The sequence below is a fragment of the Streptomyces sp. NPDC058221 genome, assembly GCF_042882365.1.
GTDB lineage: Bacteria > Actinomycetota > Actinomycetes > Streptomycetales > Streptomycetaceae > Streptomyces.
Genome location: NZ_JBHVWF010000098.1, coordinates 1 through 20,897, shown reverse-complemented (window position 1 = coordinate 20,897; position 20,897 = coordinate 1). Strand labels below are relative to the sequence as shown.

20 protein-coding genes and 1 pseudogene are annotated in these 20,897 nt (G+C 70.6%); 13 read left to right on the top strand and 8 right to left on the bottom strand.

What is annotated here, in order from left to right:
• Positions 1–122 precede the first annotated feature (122 nt).
• Genes ACFVW8_RS26725 through ACFVW8_RS26710 form a run of 4 tightly spaced genes read left to right on the top strand, consistent with a single transcriptional unit; the run spans position 123 to position 4,393 of the window.
• Positions 123–821 (top strand): peptidase, encoded by a 699-nt coding sequence (locus ACFVW8_RS26725; protein WP_389694251.1) that lies wholly within the window; start codon positions 123–125, stop codon positions 819–821.
• Between the two features lie 43 nt (positions 822–864).
• A complete protein-coding gene (locus ACFVW8_RS26720; protein WP_389694249.1) occupies positions 865–1,863 on the top strand; it encodes a hypothetical protein in 999 nt (332 codons plus the stop codon).
• A complete protein-coding gene (locus tag ACFVW8_RS26715; protein WP_389694247.1) occupies positions 1,860–2,993 on the top strand; it encodes a hypothetical protein in 1,134 nt (377 codons plus the stop codon). Before ACFVW8_RS26720 ends, ACFVW8_RS26715 begins: the two co-directional genes overlap by 4 nt.
• A 38-nt stretch (positions 2,994–3,031) precedes the next feature.
• Positions 3,032–4,393 carry a hypothetical protein gene (locus ACFVW8_RS26710; protein ID WP_389694273.1) on the top strand — a complete coding sequence of 454 codons (1,362 nt, stop codon included), beginning with the start codon at positions 3,032–3,034 and terminating at the stop codon, positions 4,391–4,393.
• A 97-nt stretch (positions 4,394–4,490) separates the two neighbouring features.
• Here ACFVW8_RS26710 and ACFVW8_RS26705 read toward each other — a convergent pair whose 3' ends face one another.
• Positions 4,491–5,987 (bottom strand): peptide MFS transporter, encoded by a 1,497-nt coding sequence (locus ACFVW8_RS26705; protein WP_389694245.1) that lies wholly within the window; start codon positions 5,985–5,987, stop codon positions 4,491–4,493.
• 421 nt (positions 5,988–6,408) lie between these two features.
• Between ACFVW8_RS26705 and ACFVW8_RS26700 the strand changes: the two genes are divergently transcribed.
• Together ACFVW8_RS26700 and ACFVW8_RS26695 are read left to right on the top strand one after the other, a co-directional pair.
• A complete protein-coding gene (locus ACFVW8_RS26700) occupies positions 6,409–7,086 on the top strand; it encodes a response regulator transcription factor (RefSeq protein ID WP_018524728.1) in 678 nt (225 codons plus the stop codon).
• 15 nt (positions 7,087–7,101) lie between these two features.
• Positions 7,102–8,367: an ATP-binding protein gene (locus ACFVW8_RS26695; RefSeq protein ID WP_389694243.1), complete on the top strand. Its 1,266-nt coding sequence runs from the start codon at positions 7,102–7,104 to the stop codon at positions 8,365–8,367.
• A 37-nt stretch (positions 8,368–8,404) separates the two neighbouring features.
• Here ACFVW8_RS26695 and ACFVW8_RS26690 read toward each other — a convergent pair whose 3' ends face one another.
• Positions 8,405–8,980, bottom strand: coding sequence for a GtrA family protein (locus ACFVW8_RS26690; protein ID WP_389694241.1), 576 nt, complete (start codon positions 8,978–8,980; stop codon positions 8,405–8,407).
• A 152-nt stretch (positions 8,981–9,132) separates the two neighbouring features.
• Between ACFVW8_RS26690 and ACFVW8_RS26685 the strand changes: the two genes are divergently transcribed.
• The 4 genes and pseudogenes from ACFVW8_RS26685 to ACFVW8_RS26670 form a co-directional block, all read left to right on the top strand.
• Positions 9,133–10,323 carry a 5-(carboxyamino)imidazole ribonucleotide synthase gene (locus ACFVW8_RS26685; RefSeq protein ID WP_389694239.1) on the top strand — a complete coding sequence of 397 codons (1,191 nt, stop codon included), beginning with the start codon at positions 9,133–9,135 and terminating at the stop codon, positions 10,321–10,323.
• Positions 10,320–10,859: a 5-(carboxyamino)imidazole ribonucleotide mutase gene (gene purE, locus ACFVW8_RS26680; RefSeq protein WP_389694237.1), complete on the top strand. Its 540-nt coding sequence runs from the start codon at positions 10,320–10,322 to the stop codon at positions 10,857–10,859. Before ACFVW8_RS26685 ends, purE begins: the two co-directional genes overlap by 4 nt.
• A gap of 7 nt (positions 10,860–10,866) precedes the next feature.
• Positions 10,867–12,060 (top strand): dipeptidase, encoded by a 1,194-nt coding sequence (locus tag ACFVW8_RS26675; protein ID WP_389694235.1) that lies wholly within the window; start codon positions 10,867–10,869, stop codon positions 12,058–12,060.
• A 27-nt stretch (positions 12,061–12,087) separates the two neighbouring features.
• Positions 12,088–12,415: pseudogene (locus ACFVW8_RS26670) on the top strand (CGNR zinc finger domain-containing protein); the annotation flags it as partial.
• Positions 12,416–12,429: 14 nt separating this feature from the next.
• On the opposite strand, the gene ACFVW8_RS26665 reads toward ACFVW8_RS26670, so the two are convergent.
• Positions 12,430–13,773 carry a UDP-glucose dehydrogenase family protein gene (locus tag ACFVW8_RS26665; RefSeq protein WP_389694233.1) on the bottom strand — a complete coding sequence of 448 codons (1,344 nt, stop codon included), beginning with the start codon at positions 13,771–13,773 and terminating at the stop codon, positions 12,430–12,432.
• A gap of 175 nt (positions 13,774–13,948) precedes the next feature.
• Here ACFVW8_RS26665 and ACFVW8_RS26660 point away from each other — a divergent pair, with 175 nt between their 5' ends.
• Both ACFVW8_RS26660 and ACFVW8_RS26655 read left to right on the top strand, forming a co-directional pair.
• Complete coding sequence (locus ACFVW8_RS26660; protein ID WP_389694271.1) at positions 13,949–15,106, top strand: acyl-CoA dehydrogenase family protein; 1,158 nt, start codon at positions 13,949–13,951, stop codon at positions 15,104–15,106.
• 144 nt (positions 15,107–15,250) lie between these two features.
• Positions 15,251–15,670, top strand: coding sequence for a hypothetical protein (locus tag ACFVW8_RS26655; RefSeq protein ID WP_389694231.1), 420 nt, complete (start codon positions 15,251–15,253; stop codon positions 15,668–15,670).
• A gap of 38 nt (positions 15,671–15,708) precedes the next feature.
• Here the strand turns inward: ACFVW8_RS26655 and ACFVW8_RS26650 are convergent, their stop codons facing one another.
• Positions 15,709–16,353, bottom strand: coding sequence for an FMN-dependent NADH-azoreductase (locus tag ACFVW8_RS26650; RefSeq protein ID WP_389694229.1), 645 nt, complete (start codon positions 16,351–16,353; stop codon positions 15,709–15,711).
• A gap of 110 nt (positions 16,354–16,463) precedes the next feature.
• Between ACFVW8_RS26650 and ACFVW8_RS26645 the strand changes: the two genes are divergently transcribed.
• Positions 16,464–16,889, top strand: coding sequence for a winged helix-turn-helix transcriptional regulator (locus ACFVW8_RS26645; protein ID WP_389694227.1), 426 nt, complete (start codon positions 16,464–16,466; stop codon positions 16,887–16,889).
• Positions 16,890–17,140: 251 nt separating this feature from the next.
• Here ACFVW8_RS26645 and ACFVW8_RS26640 read toward each other — a convergent pair whose 3' ends face one another.
• The 4 genes from ACFVW8_RS26640 to ACFVW8_RS26625 all read right to left on the bottom strand — a co-directional run.
• Complete coding sequence (locus tag ACFVW8_RS26640; protein ID WP_389694225.1) at positions 17,141–18,145, bottom strand: transporter; 1,005 nt, start codon at positions 18,143–18,145, stop codon at positions 17,141–17,143.
• Positions 18,142–19,038, bottom strand: a complete 897-nt coding sequence (locus ACFVW8_RS26635; protein WP_389694223.1) for an ABC transporter ATP-binding protein — start codon at positions 19,036–19,038, stop codon at positions 18,142–18,144. The genes ACFVW8_RS26640 and ACFVW8_RS26635 overlap by 4 nt, the downstream gene beginning before the upstream one ends.
• A complete protein-coding gene (locus ACFVW8_RS26630) occupies positions 19,035–19,439 on the bottom strand; it encodes a GntR family transcriptional regulator (protein ID WP_389694222.1) in 405 nt (134 codons plus the stop codon). The genes ACFVW8_RS26635 and ACFVW8_RS26630 overlap by 4 nt, the downstream gene beginning before the upstream one ends.
• 553 nt (positions 19,440–19,992) lie before the next feature.
• Positions 19,993–20,897: helix-turn-helix domain-containing protein (locus tag ACFVW8_RS26625; protein WP_389694221.1), on the bottom strand; the 905-nt coding region annotated here is incomplete at its 5' end.

Below are 20,897 nucleotides of genomic sequence, written 5' to 3'. Positions count from 1 at the left end.
GCTCTTTGTCTTCCCTCCACAAGGCCCCGGGCGTACCTTGAGCGCCCAATCTGATGTGTCGTCAGCTATTTGGGCCGCGTGCAAGCGGCGCACGGCGACTCCCGGCATGAGGGGAATTCGAGGTGTCGTACCAGAAGCGAACAGCTCTCGCGCTGGCGTCCGGGCTGGCGGGGGCGGTGGTGCTGATGGCCGCGCCCGCCGCCCACGCGACGGTCGTGGACGTCAACTACAAGTGCAAGACCCCGATCGGGGACAAGGCCGCGGTGTCGCCCATCGACATCAAGAGCGTCAAGAGCGGCAGCGGCTACACACTCACGATGTCCTTCCAGAAGGGCGTCTCCTCCAGCCCGGTCGAACTGGGCAAGGGGGCGATGAACCCGAGCGCGGTGATCAAGGTGGGCGGCGCCGACTCGGGACAGGTCAATGTCAAGGGACCGGCCAACTCCGCCGCGATCCCTGCCAACAGCCCCATCAAGATCAGTGATCTGTCGGGCACCTACACCCCGAAGAAGAGCGGCAAGGTCGACTTCACCGCCGGGGTGCTCACCATCAAGGCGCTCGGCACGACGACAACGTGCACCCCGGGCAACAACCCCGGCCCCTCGCTCACCCTCGACGTCAAGGGCGCGGGCGGGAGCGGGAGCACGGGCGGCAGCACGAGCGGCGGGGCACAGAGCGCACCGGACACCAACAGCTCGCTGCCGAAGACGGGACCGCTCGACTCCGCGGTGGCGCTCGGCACGCTCGGCGGCACGGTGCTGCTCACGGGTGCCGCAGGGGTGCTGTGGCTGACCAGGCGCGGGCAGCGGGCCACGGGCTGACCCCCGCGAACCGCCGCCGCCGTCACGCACCAGGGAGCCGCCCATGCCGCCGTTGACCGGTCACGCCACCCGAACCGTCCTTGCCGTACCGCTGCTCGTCGCCCTGTGGTGGACCGTCGCCATGACCGGGGCGGCCGGTGCCACCGAGCACCCGGCCGCCCCGGCGTGGACGGCGCAGCCCGCGGCGAACGGCGCCGGCAAGGACGGCGGCAGACCGTCCTTCTATCTGGAGGGACTGCCGGGCAGCGTCCTGGAGGACCGGCTCTCGGTGACCAACCCGGGCCCGGAGCCGGTCACCGTACGGCTGCGCGGCGCCGATGCGTACAACACCGCGAACGGCGGCTTCGCGGTACGCGGCGCGAACGGCTCCACCGGTACCGGGGCCTGGCTGCGGACGGCCACCGACAAGGTGACCGTGCCCGGCCGGACCCGCGCCGATGTGCCCGTCTCCGTCACCGTGCCGCAGGACGCGCTGCCCGGTGACCACCCGGGGGCGATCGTCGCCGAGAGCGGCGGCCGCTCGGTGGGCGTCCGGGTCCAGCTGCGGGTCGGCGGACCGACGCTGGCCGCGCTCACGGTCGAGGACGTCACGGTGTCCGGGCGGACCATCCACTACACGCTGGTCAACCGGGGCAACGCGGTCCTCGCACCCCGCCTCGCGGTCAGCGCCGACGGGGTGTTCGGCTCCCTGCTGAGACGCGGAGCCCGGGCCCTGCCGGTCGAGTTGCTGCCGGGGCAGCGGGTGCGGCTCACCGAACCGTGGCGGGACACCCCCGCTTTCGACTCGGCCACCGTGCGGCTGCGGGTGACGGCGGCGGGCGGTGCGCACGACGAGGCGACGGCCTCGGCGCTCTTCGTCCCGTGGGTGGGGCTGAGCGTGGGCGCGGCGCTGCTCCTGGCCGCGGCAGCCGCGGGCGCGTACGGCTACCGGCGCCGGCGTGGAGCGCGGCGGAGCGGGCGCGACGGCGGGGCCGTGCCGTCACTGGACGATCAACAGCATTCCGACGAGAGGCACTTGGTGAAGGCGGGAGCGGAATCGTGACTGGACGGACCGGACCGGAGGCATTCCGGAGCGGCGGCCGCGGGCGGGCGGCCCTGCTGCTCGCAGCCCTGCTCGCCGCGATACTGCCCGCCCTGCTGCTGACCGCGACCGGCGCCCAGGCCACCGGGCGGAGCGCGGCGGACCCGAAGCCGGCCGTCACGCTCTCCGGGAAACAGGCGGGCAAGGGCGGCGAGATCACCGTCAAGGGCAGCGGCTGGCACGCGGACACCCTGCTGATGATGCTGATCTGCGGTCGGTCCACCCCGGCCCGTGGGGTGATCGGCGGCACCAACTCCTGTGCCAACGCGGACGGGCGCGCCGTCACCACCGACTCCAAGGGTGCGTTCGCCAAGAAGCTGCCCGTCGCCGAGCCGCCCGTACCGTGCCCCTGCGTGGTGCACGTCGCCACCGTCACGGGGGACCAGTCCGTGGCCGACGCCGTGTTCGTCGTCGCCGGACATCCCGTCGCCGCGCTGCCCAAGCAGACCGGCGACGGAAAGCTCGCCGTCCTCGCCACCACCCGGCTGGAGGGTGACAGCGGGATCCTGACCTGGTTCGGGGCACCGCCGTCCCGCCGGCTCGTCCTCACCGTCGGCAATCTGGGCTCGGCCGCGGTCAAGGACCCGGTCTTCAAGGTGGGCACCGCCCATGGCGTCTATGCCCCGCAGTGGGAGGACCGGCAGTGGCGCGGCACCATCGAGCCCGGCCGCAAGGCGCGGATCGAACTTCCCGTCGAGCTCACGGCGGGCGCGCACGGCGACTACCAGGTCTCCCTGAAGTACGGCACGAAGGTGCTGGCCGAGCAGCCGTGGGGGGTGGGCCGCCCGTGGGGCGTGACGCTCTTCTGGATCCTGCTCTGCCTCGTCGTGCCCGCCGCCGTGTTCCGGATCGGTATGGCGGTCGTCGACAAGGTACGGCCGCGGTCCGCGCACGCGGCGGGCCGGCCCAGGCGGGGCCCCGACCGGCTCGCCGATGTGACGGCCAGGCTGCCGAGGCTGCGGCGGGCCCCCGCGCCGCCGCCGGCCCCCGCGCCCGCGACGGGCGCGAGCACCACCACGACCGCGCTGCCGTGGTTCACCCCTGATTCCGCACCGTCAGAGCACAGACCGACGACGAAGGGACATTCGTGAGTACGCAACGCAGGACGGTCGCGGCGGGAGTCGCGATGATGATCGGCGGGGCGGGCATGCTGCTGGCCGCGAGCCCTGCCCAGGCCGCCGACATCTCGTACAAGACGGAGTGCATACCCCCGGCCATCTCCGGACTGCCGCCCGTCGAGGGCACCACCCAGGTGCAGCTGACCGCGCCCGCCGAGGCGAAGGTCGGGGACACCGTCGAGGTGGTGTGGAAGACGGTCAAGGGTGCCTCCGACAACCCCGACGTTCTCGATCTCGACAAGGACACCGTCAAACCGACCGGCACCATCAAGCTGGGTGGCGCCACGACCGGAGACCTGAAGATGGAGGGACCGCGGGAGAACCCGCCGATCCCCAAGAACAGCCCGATGATCATGTCGGACATGAAGGGCTCGCTGAAGCTGGAGAAGGCGGGTGATCTGACGCTGACGCCGGACGCGTACAACCTCAACGTGTCCAAGCCGATCTCCACGGACACCAAGTGCACCCCGAAGGAGACGGTGAAGCCGGGCGCCACGATCAAGGTCACGGACGGCGGCGGAACCACGGCCGGCGGCACGGACACCGGTGGGACGACCGACGGCGGGGCCGACACCGGCGGTACGGACGCCGGGGGTACGGACACCGGGGGCACGGACACCGCGGGCGGTACCGACACCGGGGGCACGGCCACCGGCGGGGACACCGGCGGTTCGGACGACGGCGGTACCACCGCAGGGTCCGGGGGCACCGGTGGCGCCACCGACTTCCCGGGCAAGGAGGTCGCGGTCAACTTCGCCTGCAAGTCGCCGGGACCCGCCTCCATCGAGTCCAAGGTGACGGTCAACGCCAAGAAGGACGGCGGCAGCTACGGGCTCACGGTCAAGACGGCCAAGGGCGTGATGGACAGCCCGGCCGACCTGCCCGCCGGTGCGCTCAAGCCGTCGATGCAGATCGTCGTCGGCGGCGCCGACAAGGGCTCAGTCGCCGTCAGCGGACCGGGGAACCCCGATCCGCTGAAAACGGGCAAGCCGGTCGACCTGCCCGACATGACCGGCACGTACAAGCCGGGAGCATCCGGCAAGTCCACCCTCACACCCGGCACCCTGACGATCGACGTCACGCTGGGCGGCTCGAAGATCAACATTCCGTGCACGGTCAAGGGCGCCACGAAGGCGTCCCTCGAACTCGACACCACCGCGCAGGAGGGCGGTGCGTCCGGCGGTGACACCGCGGGCTCGGGCGGAGCGGCGGCGGCAGCGGGCGGCACGGCCTCCGGCGGCGGGCTCGCGGCCACCGGAGCCGAGGACAACGGCGCCCTGCGCGCACTCGGCCTGGTCGCCGGCACGGCGATCCTGCTGGGCGGCGCGGTGTTCACGTTCACCCCGTGGCGCAGGCTGCGCTCCGGCCGGTGAGCTGAGGCGCGTACCCATACGGAAGGGGCCGCCGCACCGTTTCCACGGTGCGACGGCCCCTTCCTGCGGAGCTGCGGTGTCAGCCGGAGCTGTGGGGTCAGCTCGCGTCGCTCATGTGCTGGGTGACCTTCCTGCGGTACATCCAGATGCCGACACCGGCGATGACCGCGAGGACCGCCTCGAAGGCGACGGCGCCCGAGGTGTTCAGATCGACCCCGAGCTGCGGGGACGTGAGGAGACCGGTCACGGAGTCACCGGCGGTGACCGCGAGGAACCAGACACCCATCATCTGGGAGCTGTACTTCGCCGGCGCCATCTTCGTGGTGACCGACAGACCGACCGGGGAGAGGCAGAGCTCGGCCACGGTCTGGATGAAGTAGATCGCCACCAGCCACATCGGGCTGACCCGGCCGCCGTTGGCGGCGGTGTCGATCAGCGGGATCATGAAGACGACGAACGAGATGCCGATCAGGACGAGGCTGGAGGCGAACTTGACGGCGGTGCTCGGCTCCTTGCCCCGCTTGTTCAGCCACAGCCATGCCGAGGCGACCACGGGGGCCGCCGCCATGACGAAGATCGGGTTCAGCGACTGGTACCAGGACGTGGGGAAGTCGAATCCGAACAGGCTGTTCGTCGTCGAGTTCTCACCGAAGATCGACAGGGTCGAGCCGTTCTGGTCGTAGATCATCCAGAAGACGGCGGCGACCACGAAGAACCAGATGTAGCCCGACAGCTTGGACTGCTCTGTCTTCGTCAGTTCCTTGTCGCGCTTCATGCGGACCAGGACGGCGACGGGTATGACCAGACCGGCGATGGTGATCGGCAGTACCGCCCAGTCGACGAAGTTGCCGGTGGCGGCGAGCAGGCCGTAGAAGACGACCGCGACGATCAGCCAGATCATGCCCTTCTGCAGAGCGGAGCGCTTCTCCTGCTCCGTCGCGGGGGTGGCGACGACATTGCTCTCCGGGCTCAGGTGGCGGGTGCCGAGCATGAACTGGGCGAGGCCCAGCGCCATACCGACCGCGGCGAGCGCGAAGCCGAAGTGCCAGTTGACGTTCTCGCCGACGGTGCCGATGGACAGCGGGGCGAGGAAGGCGCCGATGTTTATGCCGATGTAGAAGAGCGTGAAGCCACCGTCACGACGCGGGTCCTGCGGACCCTTGTAGAGGTGGCCGACCATCGTGGAGATGTTCGCCTTCAGCAGGCCGGAGCCGAGTGCGACGAGGGCGAGACCCGCGAAGAACGTCGCCGAGTTGGGTACGGCGAGCGTGATGTGGCCGAGGATGACGACACCGCCACCGATGGCGACCGTCTTGCGCGGCCCCCAGAAGCGGTCGGCCAGCCAGCCGCCCGGCATGGTGAGCAGGTAGACCATCGCCATGTAGGCGGAGTAGATCGTTGTCGCTGTGGCGGCGTTCATGTGCAGGCCGCCGGGCGCGATCAGGTACAGCGGGAGCAGTGCCTTCATGCCGTAGAAGCTGTAGCGCTCCCACATCTCGGTCATGAAGAGCGTGGCCAGGCCGCGGGGGTGGCCGAAGAAGGTCTTCTCTGTGCCAGGGGCGCTGGCCGGGTCCTTCGTCAGGCTGGACGCCATGGTCGATCCTTGCTTGCTCGGGACGCGCGTCGCCTCTTGAGCGGTGCGCGCCCGGTGGGGGGAGGCCGGCACCGACGCGGGCACGCCCACCGCGTCGGGATCCACACCCGGTGCCTTCATTGGCGCTCCGGGCCCGGCCCACAGGTCATTCACTGAAACTTCCGGACTGGCGGGTACCAGCCCCGCACACAAAAGAGACCCTCGGCGCTAATAGCTGCCCAAGGGTCCTTGAGTAGTGCAACAGGCGTTGAGACACCATACGACACGACAGAGCGGGATATGGAAGGACTTGAGACATGGATCACAGGTCCAGGTGCAACCACACTCGCACATTCGAAGGTCCCCCTGCGAATGGGGCGCAGACCCGCAGGTCTGTTGGATCACCTCACGCCTTGTCCGATCCGCGGACTACCATCACTCCATGACCCGTGTACTGCTCGCCGAGGACGACGCATCCATCTCGGAGCCGCTGGCCCGCGCCCTGCGTCGGGAGGGTTACGAGGTCGAGGTCCGCGAAGACGGTCCGACCGCACTCGACGCCGGCCTCCAGGGCGGCATCGATCTGGTCGTACTCGACCTGGGGCTGCCCGGGATGGACGGCCTCGAAGTCGCCCGCAGGCTCCGCGCCGAAGGCCACACCGTGCCCGTCCTGGTGCTGACCGCCCGCGCCGACGAGGTCGACACGGTCGTCGGCCTCGACGCCGGCGCCGACGACTACGTCACCAAGCCCTTCCGGCTGGCCGAACTGCTGGCCCGGGTCCGGGCGCTGCTGCGCCGCGGGGCCACCGAGCCCGCCCCGCAGCCCGCCACCCACGGCGTCAGGATCGACGTCGAGTCGCACAGGGCCTGGATGGGTGACGAGGAACTCCAGCTCACCGCCAAGGAGTTCGACCTGCTGCGGGTCCTGGTGCGCGACGCGGGCCGGGTCGTCACCCGCGACCAGCTGATGCGCGAGGTCTGGGACACCACCTGGTGGTCGTCCACCAAGACGCTCGACATGCACATCTCCTGGCTCCGCAAGAAGCTCGGGGACGACGCCGCCAATCCGCGCTACATCGCCACGGTCCGGGGCGTCGGCTTCCGCTTCGAGAAGAGCTGACGTACAGAAACACTCATGCGCCGAAGACTGATCAACTCCACCCTCGCCGTGGTGCTCGTGGTGATCGCCGTCTTCGGCGTCTCCCTCGTCATCGTCGAGACCCGCACCATCAGCAGCAGCGCCCAGGAGAGCGTCGACTCGGAGGCGCTGCGGGTGATCAGCGTCATCGAGAGCCGGCTGCTCGGCGCCGAGCGGATCAACCCCGGGGTGCTGGCCGAACAGGTCGACGACAAGCGCTACGCCCTGGTGAAGATGCCCGGCCGCGCCCCGATCGAGGTGGGCAAGCGCCCCAGCGGCAGCGTGATCAGTGCCACGGAGAAGGGTGAGCGCGGTGAGCGGGTCACCATCGAGGAGTCCCGCTCCGCCGTCACCCGCGAGGTCGGCCGCACCCTGATGATCATCGGCGCGGTGGCGCTTCTGGCCATCGTCTCCGCCGTGCTCCTGGCCGTACGCCAGGCCAACAAGCTGACCTCGCCGCTCACCGACCTGGCCGAGACCGCGGAACGCCTGGGCTCCGGCGACCCGCGCCCGCGCCACAAACGGTACGGGGTGCCGGAGCTGGACCGGGTCGCCGATGTGCTCGACTCATCGGCGGAACGGATCGCCCGGATGCTCACCGCGGAGCGCCGGCTCGCCGCCGACGCCTCCCACCAGCTGCGTACGCCGCTGACCGCGCTCTCCATGCGGATCGAGGAGATCTCCGTCACCGACGACCCGGACACGGTGAAGGAGGAGGCGAACATCGCCCTCACCCAGGTCGAGCGGCTCACGGACGTGGTGCAGCGCCTGCTGACCAACGCCCGCGACCCGCGGACCGGCTCGGCCGTCGTCTTCGACCTCGACGAGGTCGTCAAGCAGCAGATCGAGGAATGGCGCCCGGCCTACCGCGGCGAGGGCCGCGCGATCGTCCGCTCCGGCAAGCAGGGCCTGCGGGCCGTCGGCACCCCGGGCGCGGTCGCGCAGGTGCTGGCCGCACTGATCGAGAACTCGCTGATGCACGGCGGCGGTACGGTCGCCCTGCGCACCCGGGTCACCGGCAACCAGGCGGTCATCGAGGTGACGGACGAGGGCCCGGGCGTCCCGCCCGACCTGGGCTCGCGGATCTTCGAGCGGACCATCAGCGGCCGCAACTCCACGGGCATCGGCCTCGCGGTCGCCAGGGACCTGGCAGAGGCGGACGGCGGCCGCCTGGAACTGCTCCAGCAGCAGCCCCCGGTCTTCGCCCTGTTCCTCAGCCGGGTGGCCCTGAACAGAAAAGAACCGGAACGCCCGGTGAGGTGACGAGCCCACCCGGCAACCGGGGGCTCCGCCCCCGGGCCTACCGTCGAGCCGTATCCGCCGCCTCGACCCGTACGGCAGGCGCGGGCGCAGGCACAGGCGCCGGCACAGGCGACGGCACAGAAACCGCGGGCGCCCCGGGCTCCACCGGCTCTCCCGCCTTACTCAGCACGCCCTCTTTGTCAGGCAGCGCCTTGAACACCCAGCTCCGGTAGGACCAGAAGCGGAACAGCGTCGCGACCCCGATCCCGACGATCTTGAAGACATTGCTCTGGACCGGGCTGTTCCAGCCGAACCCGTACGTCGCCGCGTACAGAACCCCGGTCTCGATGACCGCCCCCACCGCGCTGAACAGCAGGAACAGCGTGAGTTCCCGCGTCCGCCCGCTCTTGTCGCGGTCCCGGTACGTCCAGTACCGGAAGCCGACGTAGTTGCAGAGGATGGCGACGAACGTCGCGAGCAGACCTGCTCGCACCGTCGGGATGTCCGTGTAGCGCCACAGCAGGTTGGATACCGCGATATTGACGACCAGACCGACCGCACCGACCACGCCGAACTTGGCGATCTCCCGGGCCAGCAGATCCAGCCGGGCCCGCAGTGCGCCCCGTTCGCTCATGGTGATGGCTCAGCCCGTCTGTCGGTTCGTCCGTCGGTTCGTCTTCAGGTTCCGTCAACCCGGCCATGCTAACCAGCCCGCCCGTCGGCTGCCTGTGAGTACCGGTACAGGTGTGGCGCACCTGTGACACCCGGAACCCCGCCCCGGCGGCCGTGCACAGGCCATCGTCAGGTGCCCCCGGAGCGGGCGGATACCCTGGAGGAGTGACGTTCCCGGTAGTCGGCATGGTCGGTGGCGGTCAGCTCGCCCGTATGACCCACGAGGCGGGCATCCCCCTCGGCATCAAGTTCAAGCTCCTCAGTGACACCGCTCAGGACTCGGCGGCCCAGGTCGTGAATGAAGTCGTCGTAGGCGACTATCGCGATCTGGAGACGCTGCGTGCCTTCGCGCGCGGCTGTGACGTGATCACCTTCGATCACGAGCACGTGCCCACCGAGCATCTGCGGGCCCTGGAGGCGGACGGCATCCCCGTGCGCCCCGGCCCCGACGCGCTGGTGCACGCGCAGGACAAGGGGGTGATGCGCGCGAAGCTCACCGAGATCGGCGCGCCGTGCCCCCGCCACCGCATCGTGAAGGACCCGGCCGACGCCGCGGCCTTCGCCGAGGAGGCGGGAGGCTTCCCGGTCATCCTCAAGACGGTGCGCGGCGGCTACGACGGCAAGGGCGTCTGGGTGGTCCGCTCCGAGGCGGACGCGGCCGACCCCTTCCGGGCCGGTGTCCCGGTCCTCGCCGAGGAGAAGGTCGACTTCGTACGGGAGCTGGCGGCCAACATCGTCCGCTCGCCGCACGGCCAGGCCGTGGCCTACCCGGTCGTCGAGTCGGTCCAGGTCGACGGCGTCTGCGACACGGTCATCGCACCGGCCCCCGAGCTGAGCGAGAAGCTCGCCGGTGAGGCCCAGCAGCTCGCCCTGCGGATCGCCGCGGAGCTCGGTGTCGTCGGCCACCTCGCCGTCGAGCTCTTCGAGACCCGTGACGGCCACATCCTCGTCAACGAGCTGGCGATGCGCCCGCACAACTCCGGGCACTGGACCCAGGACGGCGCGATCACCTCACAGTTCGCCAACCACGTCCGGGCCGTCCTGGACCTGCCGCTCGGCGACCCCCGCCCGCGCGCCACCTGGACGGTCATGAGCAACGTCCTGGGCGGCGACTACCCGGACATGTACCAGGCGTACCTGCACTGCATGGCCCGTGACCCGCAGCTCAAGATCCACATGTACGGCAAGGACGTGAAGCCCGGCCGCAAGGTCGGTCACGTCAACACCTACGGCGACGACCTGGCGGATGTGCGTGAGCGCGCCCGGCACGCGGCCGACTACCTGCGAGGAACGATCACCGAATGACTTCCCCCGCCTCCGCCGCGCCGGTCGTCGGCATCGTCATGGGCTCCGACTCCGACTGGCCGGTCATGGAAGCAGCGGCCAAGGCCCTCGACGAGTTCGAGATCCGCTACGAGGTCGACGTCGTCTCCGCCCACCGCATGCCGCACGAGATGATCGCGTACGGCGAGCACGCCGCGGGCCGCGGCCTGAAGGCGATCATCGCCGGGGCGGGCGGCGCCGCCCACCTGCCCGGCATGCTCGCCTCGGTCACCCCGCTGCCGGTCATCGGCGTACCGGTGCCGCTGAAGTACCTGGACGGCATGGACAGCCTGCTCTCCATCGTGCAGATGCCCGCCGGCGTCCCCGTCGCCACCGTCTCGGTCGGCGGCGCACGCAACGCCGGCCTGCTGGCGGCCCGCATCCTCGCCGCGCACGACGGCGAGCTGCAGGCCCGCATGGTCGAGTTCCAGAAGGAGCTGAACGACCAGGCCACCGAGAAGGGCAAGCGCCTGCGCAGCAAGGTGCAGGGCGCGGACTCCTTCGGCTTCGGAAAGTAGGGCAGCGATGGACCAGCTGGAGAAGGCCCGGGAACTCCTCGCGGAGCACCCCGTCGTGGACGGTCACAACGACCTGCCGTGGGCGCTGCGCGAGCAGGTCAACTACGACCTGGACGCGCGGGACATCGCCACCGACCAGTCGGCCCATCTGCACACCGACATCCCCCGGCTGCGAGCCGGCGGCGTCGGCGCCCAGTTCTGGTCCGTCTACGTACGGTCCGACATGGCGGGCGAGGACGCCGTCAGCGCCACCCTGGAACAGATCGACGCGGTCGCCGAACTACTGGAGCGCCACCCCGCCGACCTGCGCCGCGCGCTGACGGCCGACGACATGGAGGCGGCCCGCGCCGAGGGCCGTATCGCCTCCCTGATGGGCGCCGAGGGCGGCCACTCCATCAACAACTCGCTGGGTACCCTGCGCGCCCTGCACGCGCTCGGCGTCCGCTACATGACGCTCACCCACAACGACAACATCGCCTGGGCCGACTCGGCGACCGACGACCCGGGCGTCGGCGGTCTCTCGGCGTTCGGCCACGAGGTCGTACGGGAGATGAACCGCACCGGCATGCTGGTCGACCTCTCGCACGTCGCGGCGACGACGATGCGCGACGCGCTCGCCACCTCCACCGCACCGGTGATGTTCTCGCATTCCTCGTCGCGGGCGATCTGTGACCACCCGCGCAACATCCCCGACGACGTCCTCGCGCAGCTCCCGGCCAACGGCGGCATCGCGATGGCGACCTTCGTGCCGAAGTTCGTCCTGCCGGAGGCCGTCGCCTGGACCCGGTCCGCGGACGAGAACATGCGCGCGCACGGCCTGCACCACCTGGACACCACCGAGCGGGCGATGAAGGTCCACGCCGCGTTCGAGGCGGCGAACCCCCGCCCGATGGCCACCGTCGCCACGATCGCCGACCACCTCGGCCACATGCGTGAGGTCGCGGGCATCGACCACGTCGGCATCGGCGGCGACTACGACGGCACGGCGTTCCTGCCGCAGGGCCTTGAGGACGTGGCGGGCTACCCGAACCTGATCGCGGAGCTGCTGGCCCGCGGCTGGTCCGCAGCCGACCTGGCCAAGCTCACCTGGCAGAACGCGGTACGGGTGCTGCGCGCCGCCGAGGACGTGGCCAGGGACCTGAGCGGCCGCCGCGGCCCGTCCCACGCGACGATCGAGCAACTGGACGCCCCGGCTCTCTGAGCCACGGCCGGGGGCGTCCGACCGCCCCACGCGGGCCACCGCCCGCCCGAGGAGGACTCGGTCTCCCGGCTCGACCGGCTGCTCGCCGACGCGCCCCTGCGCGTCGCCGTGGACGAGGCGGGGGAGGCGGTGCTGCGTCCGGTGGAGGACCCGCCCGGGCTGACCGCCCGGATCGCGGTGGCCGTCGCGACCGCGTCGGCCGAGGGCACCTGGGCCCGGCTCAAGGCGTGCGAGGCGGCGGACTGCCGCTGGGCGTACTACGACCGCAGCCCGGCGGGGGCGCCGCCGCTGGTGCTCGATGTCGGTGTGCGGCGCCCGCGCGAAAATGCGCGCGTACCGCGCGCGACAAGGCTGAGAAGGCTCAGCTGCTCAGGCCTTCGGCCGGCCCATCGCCCGGTACGTCCACCCGGCCTCGCGCCACACCACGGGGTCCAGCGCGTTGCGCCCGTCCAGGATGATCCGGCGGCCGGCGGCCTCGCCCAGCACCGCCGGGTCCAGCTCGCGGAACTCGCTCCACTCCGTCAGGTGCAGCACCACATCGGCGCCGCGCACGGCGTCCAGGGCGGTGTCCGCGTAACCGAGCGTGGGGAAGAGGCGGCGGGCGTTGTCCATGCCCTTCGGGTCGTAGACCGTGACCTGGCCGCCCTGGAGGTGGATCTGTCCGGCGACGTTCAGGGCGGGCGAATCGCGTACGTCGTCCGAGTCCGGCTTGAAGGCGGCGCCCAGGACGCCCACCCGCTTGCCGAGGAACGATCCGCCGCCGACGGCCTCCCGGGCCAGCTCCACCATGTGGCCGCGGCGCCGCATGTTGATGGAGTCGACCTCGCGGAGGAAGGTCAACGCCTGGTCGGCGCCCAGCTCACCGGCGCGGGCCATGAAGGCACGGATGTCCTTGGGGAGGCAGCCGCCGCCGAAGCCGATGCCCGCCCGCAGGAACTTCTTCCCGATCCGCTCGTCGTGACCGAGCGCCTCGGCGAGCTTCGCCACATCGCCGTCGGCGGCCTCGCAGACCTCCGCCATGGCGTTGATGAAGGAGATCTTGGTGGCGAGGAAGGAGTTGGCGGCGGTCTTCACCAGCTCGGCGGTCGGGAAGTCCGTCACCACGAGCGGGGACCCCTCCGCGACCGGTACGGCGTACACCTCGCGCAGCAGCTTCTCGGCCCGCTCGCTCTCCACCCCGACGACGATCCGGTCCGGGTGCAGGGTGTCCTTGACGGCGAAGCCCTCGCGCAGGAACTCCGGGTTCCAGGCCAGCTCGGCGTCGGCGCCCACGGGTGCGAGCCCGGCCAGCCGGGCGGCCAGCCGGGCCGCGGAGCCGACCGGCACGGTGGACTTGCCGACGACCAGGGCGGGCCTGGTCAGATGCGGTGCGAGGGATTCGAAGGCGCTGTCCACGTAGCTCATGTCGCAGGCGTACTCGCCGTGCTTCTGCGGGGTGTTCACGCAGACGAAGTGCACATCGCCGAATTCCGCCACCTCTTCCCACGAGGTGGTGAAGCGCAGCCGCCCGCTGGCGCCCGGGAGGCCGGCGACGTGCTTCTGCAGGATCTCTTCCAGCCCCGGCTCGTACATCGGGACCCGGCCGGCCGACAGCATTTCGATCTTCTCGGGCACGACATCGAGCCCCAGCACTTCGAAGCCCAGTTCCGCCATGGCCGCGGCGTGGGTGGCGCCGAGGTAGCCGGTGCCGATCACAGTGATCCTGAGGGCCATGTAGTGCTCCTGTGAGATGCGGACAGACGTGCGGTGAACGAGCATAGTCGTGCCTCTGAATCGCTCCATTCCGGTTGTCGCGAAGCTCACGGCCCCAGCTCATATGCCATTGCCGGGGCAGGCGCCTAAAATTGGGTTACTTAACGGTAGTTAGCATCCTTGGGGAGTGAGAGTCTTGGCGGGTTCGACCGATTTCGACCTGTACCGTCCGGCGGAGGAGCACGAGATGCTCCGTGAGTCGGTGCGTGCGCTCGCCGAGGCGAAGATCGCCCCGTTCGCGGCCGCGGTCGACGAGGAGGCCCGCTTCCCGCAGGAGGCCCTGGACGCCCTGACCGCCGCCGACCTGCACGCGGTCCACGTCCCGGAGGAGTACGGCGGCGCCGGCGCCGACGCGCTCGCCACGGTCATCGTGATCGAGGAGGTGGCCCGCGCCTGCGTCTCCTCCTCCCTGATCCCCGCCGTGAACAAGCTCGGCTCGCTCCCGGTGATCCTCTCCGGCTCCGAGGACCTGAAGAAGAAGTACCTGGGCCCGCTCGCCAAGGGCGACGGCATGTTCTCGTACGCCCTCTCCGAGCCCGACGCGGGCTCGGACGCGGCCGGCATGAAGACCAAGGCCGTCCGCGACGGCGACTTCTGGGTCCTCAACGGCGTGAAGCGCTGGATCACCAACGCGGGCGTCTCCGAGTACTACACGGTCATGGCGGTCACCGACCCGACCAAGCGCTCCAAGGGCATCTCGGCGTTCGTCGTCGAGAAGTCGGACGAGGGCGTCTCCTTCGGCGCCCCGGAGAAGAAGCTCGGCATCAAGGGCTCCCCGACCCGCGAGGTCTACTTCGACAACGTCCGCATCCCCGCCGACCGCATGATCGGCGAGGAGGGCACCGGCTTCGCCACCGCGATGAAGACCCTCGACCACACCCGCATCACGATCGCGGCGCAGGCCCTCGGCGTCGCCCAGGGCGCGCTCGACTACGCCAAGGGCTACGTCCAGGAGCGCAAGCAGTTCGGCAAGCCGATCGGCGACTTCCAGGGCATCCAGTTCATGCTCGCCGACATGGCCATGAAGCTGGAGGCGGCCCGCCAGCTCACCTACTCGGCCGCCGCCAAGTCCGAGCGCCTCGACAGCGACCTCACCTTCTTCGGCGCCGCGGCCAAGTGCTTCGCCTCCGACGTCGCGATGGAGATCACCACCGACGCGGTCCAGCTGCTCGGCGGCTACGGCTACACGCGGGACTATCCGGTGGAGCGGATGATGCGGGACGCGAAGATCACCCAGATCTACGAGGGCACCAACCAGGTCCAGCGGATCGTGATGGCGCGGAACCTGCCGTAGTCGGCCCGACCCGACCCGACCCGACGCACACGGACGCCTCGGCCCCCGGCATCGCCGGGGGCCGTCGTCATGACCGGCGGTCCGCAGCACTGGTGATCTCCCGTGCGCGGCCCCCTCGTTGAGAAGCCGAACTAAGGTCCAGCCATGGGGAAAAGAGCCGCAGTACTCCACACGAAGAGCTACTACTTCGCATTCTGTGCAGTCGGTGAGGCGGCCCTGGGCGCCGCCCTGTGGTTCTGGACCGTCAGCAGCAGTGAGATACGCGAGGACAGGTTCGGGCTGGACATGCCCGGTGTGTCCTGGGGAGAACTGCTGGTGACGGCGATGGTGGTCGCCGCGCTGACCGGAGCGCTCATCGCGCTGACCCGCCCTGTCCCGCGCGTCCTGCGCTGGGCGGTCGGACTGATCTCGGCGGTGGCCGCGGGCGCGCTGGCCCCGGTCGCGCTGCTGCTCACCGTGCGGCCGTCACCGGCCGGCCTCCTGGTGGCGATGGCCATCGTCGGGATGGCCGTTTCCGGGACGGGGATGGTGCGTGCGGCGTTCCGTGCGAAGCCCGGATCCTGAGCCGGCCGGAACGTCCGCCCGCAGTGGATGGTGCGGCGTCAGGCGGCCCGTGCGGTGCCGAAGTCCGTGGCGAGAGCGCGGGCCTGTTCGTGGGCGGCCGTCATGGATGCCTCGTGCAGGGGGAGGAGTGAGGCGAGGGCCGGTGCGTGGGGGGCCATGGTCAGCTCGGGCGTCACGGTGGTGACATCCAGGCCGAGAAGGTCGTCGTGGCCCAGGACGGTTTCCAGCGTGGGCACCAGGTAGTCCATGCCCTCCCTGGGAGCGCCGGGGCCGTAGCTGCCGCCACGGGCGGATATCAGCAGGGCGGGGCGGCCCGATGCCGGAGCGGCGCCGGTGTGGGTGAAGGTGCGGTCCATGACGAGGATCTGGTCCAGCCACGCCTTGAACGCCGACGGCATGGACAGGTTGTACAGCGGCACCGTGAACAGGTACGCGCCCGCGCCGACGAACTCCTCGATCAGCTCGTCCTGCAGTGCCTGGGCCTTGGCCTGCTCGGGGGTGTGCCGGTCCGGGGTGGTGTCGCGGGCGGTGACGCCCGCCGCCGTCAGGTGCGGCACCGGAGAGGCGGCGAGGTCGCGGTGGACGACCGGGCCCTGCCACCGGTCGCGGAAGGACCGGGCGACCTGGCGGGAGACGGAGGCCTCGCCGAGCGAGGAGGAGTCGATGTGCAGCAGGTACGACATGGCGGTTGCCCCTTCGAGGAGATTCAATTCCTACTTTTTGTTCGTAGCGCCATGATGCGCCAGTATGGAAGTCGTTACAAAAGGCACATGGGTGTGCGCGACGGAGAGGAATGGACGCTATGCCGGACAGCAGCGATACGGAGATGGCGGCCGCGACCGGGCCGTGCGCGAGCATCCCCGCCGAGCACATGGCCTCCATCCGGCAGGTGCTGGACCGGGTCGGCGACAAATGGAGCACGCTGATCATCGCCGTCCTGGAGAGCGGCCCACTGCGCTACACCGACCTGCAGCGCCGGATCCCCGGCATTTCCCAGCGCATGCTCACTCACACGCTGCGCCAGCTCGTCGAGGACGGCCTGATCACGCGCACCGCCTACGCCGAGGTTCCGCCGCGTGTGGAGTACGCCCTCACCCCGCTCGGCCGCGGCCTGCACGAGATCGCCACGCAGTTGATCGGCTGGGCCGTGGACCACCACGGAGAGATCCATGCCCACCGCTCCCGGGCCGGCGCCGTCACCGCTTCGCGCCGCTCCTGAGCCGTGATCGACGAGGCTCCGGTGGCTCGTTGAACCGGGCGTCCGGCGGCCGTCAGGCGCCGGCGCCCGTGGGGTTGGGAACGGGGGCCGCCGCGCCGACGAACCGGTGCCTGTACGAGCCATGGGGCCCGCGGGGCAGCCGATATCGGCGAGATTGATCTTGAGTGGTGAGAGGGCTCTGCCGACGCCGCGAGGGGCAGCCGGGTCCCGGCTGCCCCTCGCGGTTACTCCCGTAGTGGGACTGGCGTCTGTCAGGTCACTCGGCGGCGGATCCACCAGGCGCAGAACCCGGCCAGGGCCAGGGCGAGGCCGAGGTAGAGCCCGGTCTCGGCCCATTGAAGTGCCCAGAAGTTTCCGGCGGGCTGGTACGTCACCTGCTGCTGATAGCCATGGGCACCGAGGTCGGCGATGCAGCCGTCGAGTTGCTGCGGGGTGGGCGGGGCCGACTCGGTGCGCAGGCACTCGGCGAAGGACGACGGCAGGGAGGACGGCTGACCGGCGCCGTTCAGAGTCTGCTGGGAGGTTTCCCAGGCCCCGGGCACTTCGGGATGCGCGGCGATCTGCTTCCCGCCCTCCTGGATGCTGATGGGGATACCGGTCGTGATCGGCACGCTGGTCTGATCCGGGGCGGCCAGATGAGGCCGTCCCCACATCGGCACAGCGATCTGGACGGCGGCGTAGACGACGAGCGTGGTTGCCATCGCGGCCAGGGTGCGGCGGATGACGAGGCCGAGGGCGACGCCCAGGACGAAGGCGAAGGCGGCATGGGCCATGGGAACGACACCGCGTGCGGCGAAGGCCACGGGGTCGAGCCGTGGGAAGTACGTGTCCGTCGCTCCACCGTCGTTGACAGCCCGGTCGATGGGGCTGCTCCACCAGCTCACCGCGAGTGCGGCCAGTCCGGCAGCGGTCATGGAGGCCGCCGCACCAAGGCCCAGCTTGGTCGCCAGCCAGCGCGTGCGGGTGACGCCCTGGTTCCACGCAAGGTAGTGGGTGCCGGTCTCCAGTTCACGGGAGATCAGCGGCGCGCCCCAGAACATCCCGATGACCGCCGGCACGGCGAGCACGACCAGCAGTCCGGCGTAGTAGAGGGTCTGGTCCGAACTGGAGACCTGGTCCACCAGGCTGCTACCGGCAGCTCGGTAGAGGTCGGCCAGCTGCGGGCCGGTGACCGCGAGGGTGGTGGCGAGGGCCGCCACCGCAGCGAACATCGCCGCGGCCTGAGTGCGGAACTGGCGCCAGGTCAGCCAGATCATCGGAGCACCTCCAGTGCGGGTCGGGTGTCACGAACCGCATCGGCGGGCCGGGCCATGTAGGCCAGGACGATGTCTTCCAGGCCGAGCGGGCTGACGGTCCAGGACGGATCGTGGACCGCGGTGTCGGTGCGCACCAGGAGGGTGGTCTGCCGGTCGGTGTGGCTGGCGGTGATGACGTGCTGACCGGCCGGGAGCGTGTTCGGGTCCCGGCGCGGTCCGGTGAGCCGGTGGTGGCAGGCGACCAGGTCGTCGATCTCGCCCGCCACCTGCACCCGGGAGTCGACCAGGACGATGACGTAGTCGCAGGTCCGCTCCACGTCGGAGACCAGATGGGAGGAGAGCACGACGCTCAGCTCGTGCTCGGCGACGGCCTCCATCAGGTCCTGCATGAACTCCCGTCGGGCAAGCGGGTCCAGAGCCGCGACCGGCTCGTCCAGGATCAGCAGCTCCGGGCGCTTGGCGATGCCCAGGGTGAGAGCGAGCTGCGCGCGCTGGCCGCCGGACAGCTTGGCGGCCCGCTGCTTCGGGGCCAGACCGAGGCGACGGATCCGATCGCGCGCCACGGCGTCGTCCCAGTTCGGGTTGAGGCGCTTGCCGAAGTCGAGGTGGTCAGCGACGCTCAACGAGGCGTAGATCGGGGTGTCCTGGGCCACGAAACCGACCTTGGCCAGCTGTTCCACACTCTCAGCGGGACGGCCACCGCACACCTCGATGGTGCCGGCCGTCGGGGTCAGCATGCCGGAGGCGAGTTTCAACAGGGTCGACTTGCCGGCACCGTTGGGGCCGACCAGGCCCACCACCCGCCCGGCGGGGACGTCCAGATCGCAGTTCTGCAGCGCCCAGCGCTGCTTGTACCTCTTGCCCAGGCCCTGGGCTCGCAAGACAGCGCTCACGCTACGTCCTCTCCGGCGGCGTTACGAAACGTGCTCACGAACAGCGCTTCGATGCTCTCCTCGTCGAGCCCGGCCAGGCGGGCCTTGGTCAGCCAGCGCTGCAGGTCCTTCTGGAGCGGTCCGTGCGCGGCGAGCGAGGCATCAGCCAGCGTCCGGGTCACGAATGTCCCAACGCCGGGACGGGCGGCCACCAGACCCTCGTGCTCCAGCTCCCGGTACGCCTTGAGCACCGTGTTCGGGTTGACCGCCATCTGCCTCGCCACCTCCTTGACCGTCGGCAGCCGGTCGCCCTCCTCCAGCAGTCCCAACCGCAGTGCATGTCGCACCTGCTGGACCAACTGCTGGTACGGGGACAGGCCGGACCGGCTGTTCAGGTGGAACTCGATCACTCGGTCCTCCATTTATCTAGTTGCCTAGCACTATAGCCCTCTACGTCGAGCATGCGGCAAGGCATGCACGGCGGGCGCCGGCCGCCCGGCACCGAGGGGAGCCGGCCGCGCAGGGTCGGCGCTGGCCGGACCTGGCTCCGGCGTCGAGGGGCGACCGTCTGCCGACACTCAGGCCCGTGGCCGCGAACCCGCAGGTGGGCAGCGTCGAGGACCCGCGTCGGAAATCAACGTCGGGGAACGCTTCGGCCGATAGATGAGGTAGCCCGGGGTCGGCCAGGACACCGGGGCCGGCAACGCGCAAGTTGGGCCAGGACCGGCCTCACCGACCCCGCCTCGCGAGGCGCTTGTGCTACTGCTGGTCGGTGCGCCACTGTCTGGCACGTCACGCCGAGGAACAGAACAAGGCGTCGGGCCGGGCCCCCGGAATCCAGCCGTCGCCAGGCGGGGGCCGACGATTCCTCAGGTGTCGCCAAGTGCGTTCGACATGCGCTCGAACGCCCTCGACGAGGTGCGGTGCCGGCGGTGCCGGGCCCTGTGCCCGAAGGCAAGGGTCGTCACGTTCACGCTAAGCGGCCTCCGGGTGTTCGGTTCGGCAGTCGCGGCAGTGTCCGGGGGTGGTGGCGCGGAAGGCGCGCTCGCAGGTTTCGCAGTTCTGGAGGGGGATGACGACGATTTTGCGGCGGGGGGCGGTGAGGTCTGTGGTGCCGGGGAGTGGGGCGGGGATGCGGGTGGTGATCCGGTGCCGGAGCAGCTTCGCCGGGTGCTTCAGCGGGACGGGCAGGTCGGCGGTGAGGGCGTGCCGGATGGTGTCGGGGTGGGCATCGCGTTCGAGCCAGGTGGCGACCCCCGGGGTGAGGGTGCGGATGTCGCCCTCGGAGAGCGTGAGTTCGGGTGCATGGCGGCGGAGGTCGGCGAGGAGGGCGGCAGCCGTGCGATGCAGGGGGTTGGTGGGTGTGTCCGGCTGGGGGAGTGGCGGGGGCGGGGTTGTGCTGGGAGTGGTGGGAGCCGGGACGGGGTCCGGGGCGGGCGGCTGCACGGGTTCCGGGGCCGGGGGCGGAGGCGCCGGTGCGGGCTGCGGCTCGGGCGGTGCCGCTTGTGGCGGGGCGGTGGGCCGGGGCTGTGGCGCGGGGATCGTCGAGGTGTCGGTGCTGCCCGGCTGGTTGTACGAGATGGTGCGGGTGACCACGCGGCCCTCGGGGAGGCGTACGCGGGCCCGGTGCAGGTAGCCCTTCTCCTCCAACTCGCGTAAGGCGGCGGCGATACGGGCTTCGCTCTCGGGGAAGCGGTCGGTGAGGACCTTGATGCCGACCTTCGCTCCGGCGGGCAGTGACTGGATGTGCACGGCGAGCCCGATGGCGATCAGGGAGAGATCGTGGTGCTGGGCGAGGTGGTTGCCGATGATCACGAAGCCGGAGGCGTGGCGGGTGTTGACGTGGATGACACCGGATGTCGGTGTGACGTCGCGCGGGC

Coding starts and splice junctions, on each gene's coding strand:
- ACFVW8_RS26640 (WP_389694225.1), bottom strand. CDS start 18,145: ATGATCTGGCTGACCTGGCGCCAGTTCCGCACTCAGGCCGCGGCGATG.
- ACFVW8_RS26710 (WP_389694273.1), top strand. CDS start 3,032: ATGATCGGCGGGGCGGGCATGCTGCTGGCCGCGAGCCCTGCCCAGGCC.
- ACFVW8_RS26655 (WP_389694231.1), top strand. CDS start 15,251: ATGGGGAAAAGAGCCGCAGTACTCCACACGAAGAGCTACTACTTCGCA.
- ACFVW8_RS26690 (WP_389694241.1), bottom strand. CDS start 8,980: ATGAGCGAACGGGGCGCACTGCGGGCCCGGCTGGATCTGCTGGCCCGG.
- ACFVW8_RS26700 (WP_018524728.1), top strand. CDS start 6,409: ATGACCCGTGTACTGCTCGCCGAGGACGACGCATCCATCTCGGAGCCG.
- ACFVW8_RS26695 (WP_389694243.1), top strand. CDS start 7,102: ATGCGCCGAAGACTGATCAACTCCACCCTCGCCGTGGTGCTCGTGGTG.
- ACFVW8_RS26675 (WP_389694235.1), top strand. CDS start 10,867: ATGGACCAGCTGGAGAAGGCCCGGGAACTCCTCGCGGAGCACCCCGTC.
- ACFVW8_RS26630 (WP_389694222.1), bottom strand. CDS start 19,439: ATGGAGGACCGAGTGATCGAGTTCCACCTGAACAGCCGGTCCGGCCTG.
- ACFVW8_RS26720 (WP_389694249.1), top strand. CDS start 865: ATGCCGCCGTTGACCGGTCACGCCACCCGAACCGTCCTTGCCGTACCG.
- ACFVW8_RS26645 (WP_389694227.1), top strand. CDS start 16,464: ATGGACGCTATGCCGGACAGCAGCGATACGGAGATGGCGGCCGCGACC.
- ACFVW8_RS26650 (WP_389694229.1), bottom strand. CDS start 16,353: ATGTCGTACCTGCTGCACATCGACTCCTCCTCGCTCGGCGAGGCCTCC.
- purE (WP_389694237.1), top strand. CDS start 10,320: ATGACTTCCCCCGCCTCCGCCGCGCCGGTCGTCGGCATCGTCATGGGC.
- ACFVW8_RS26665 (WP_389694233.1), bottom strand. CDS start 13,773: ATGGCCCTCAGGATCACTGTGATCGGCACCGGCTACCTCGGCGCCACC.
- ACFVW8_RS26705 (WP_389694245.1), bottom strand. CDS start 5,987: ATGGCGTCCAGCCTGACGAAGGACCCGGCCAGCGCCCCTGGCACAGAG.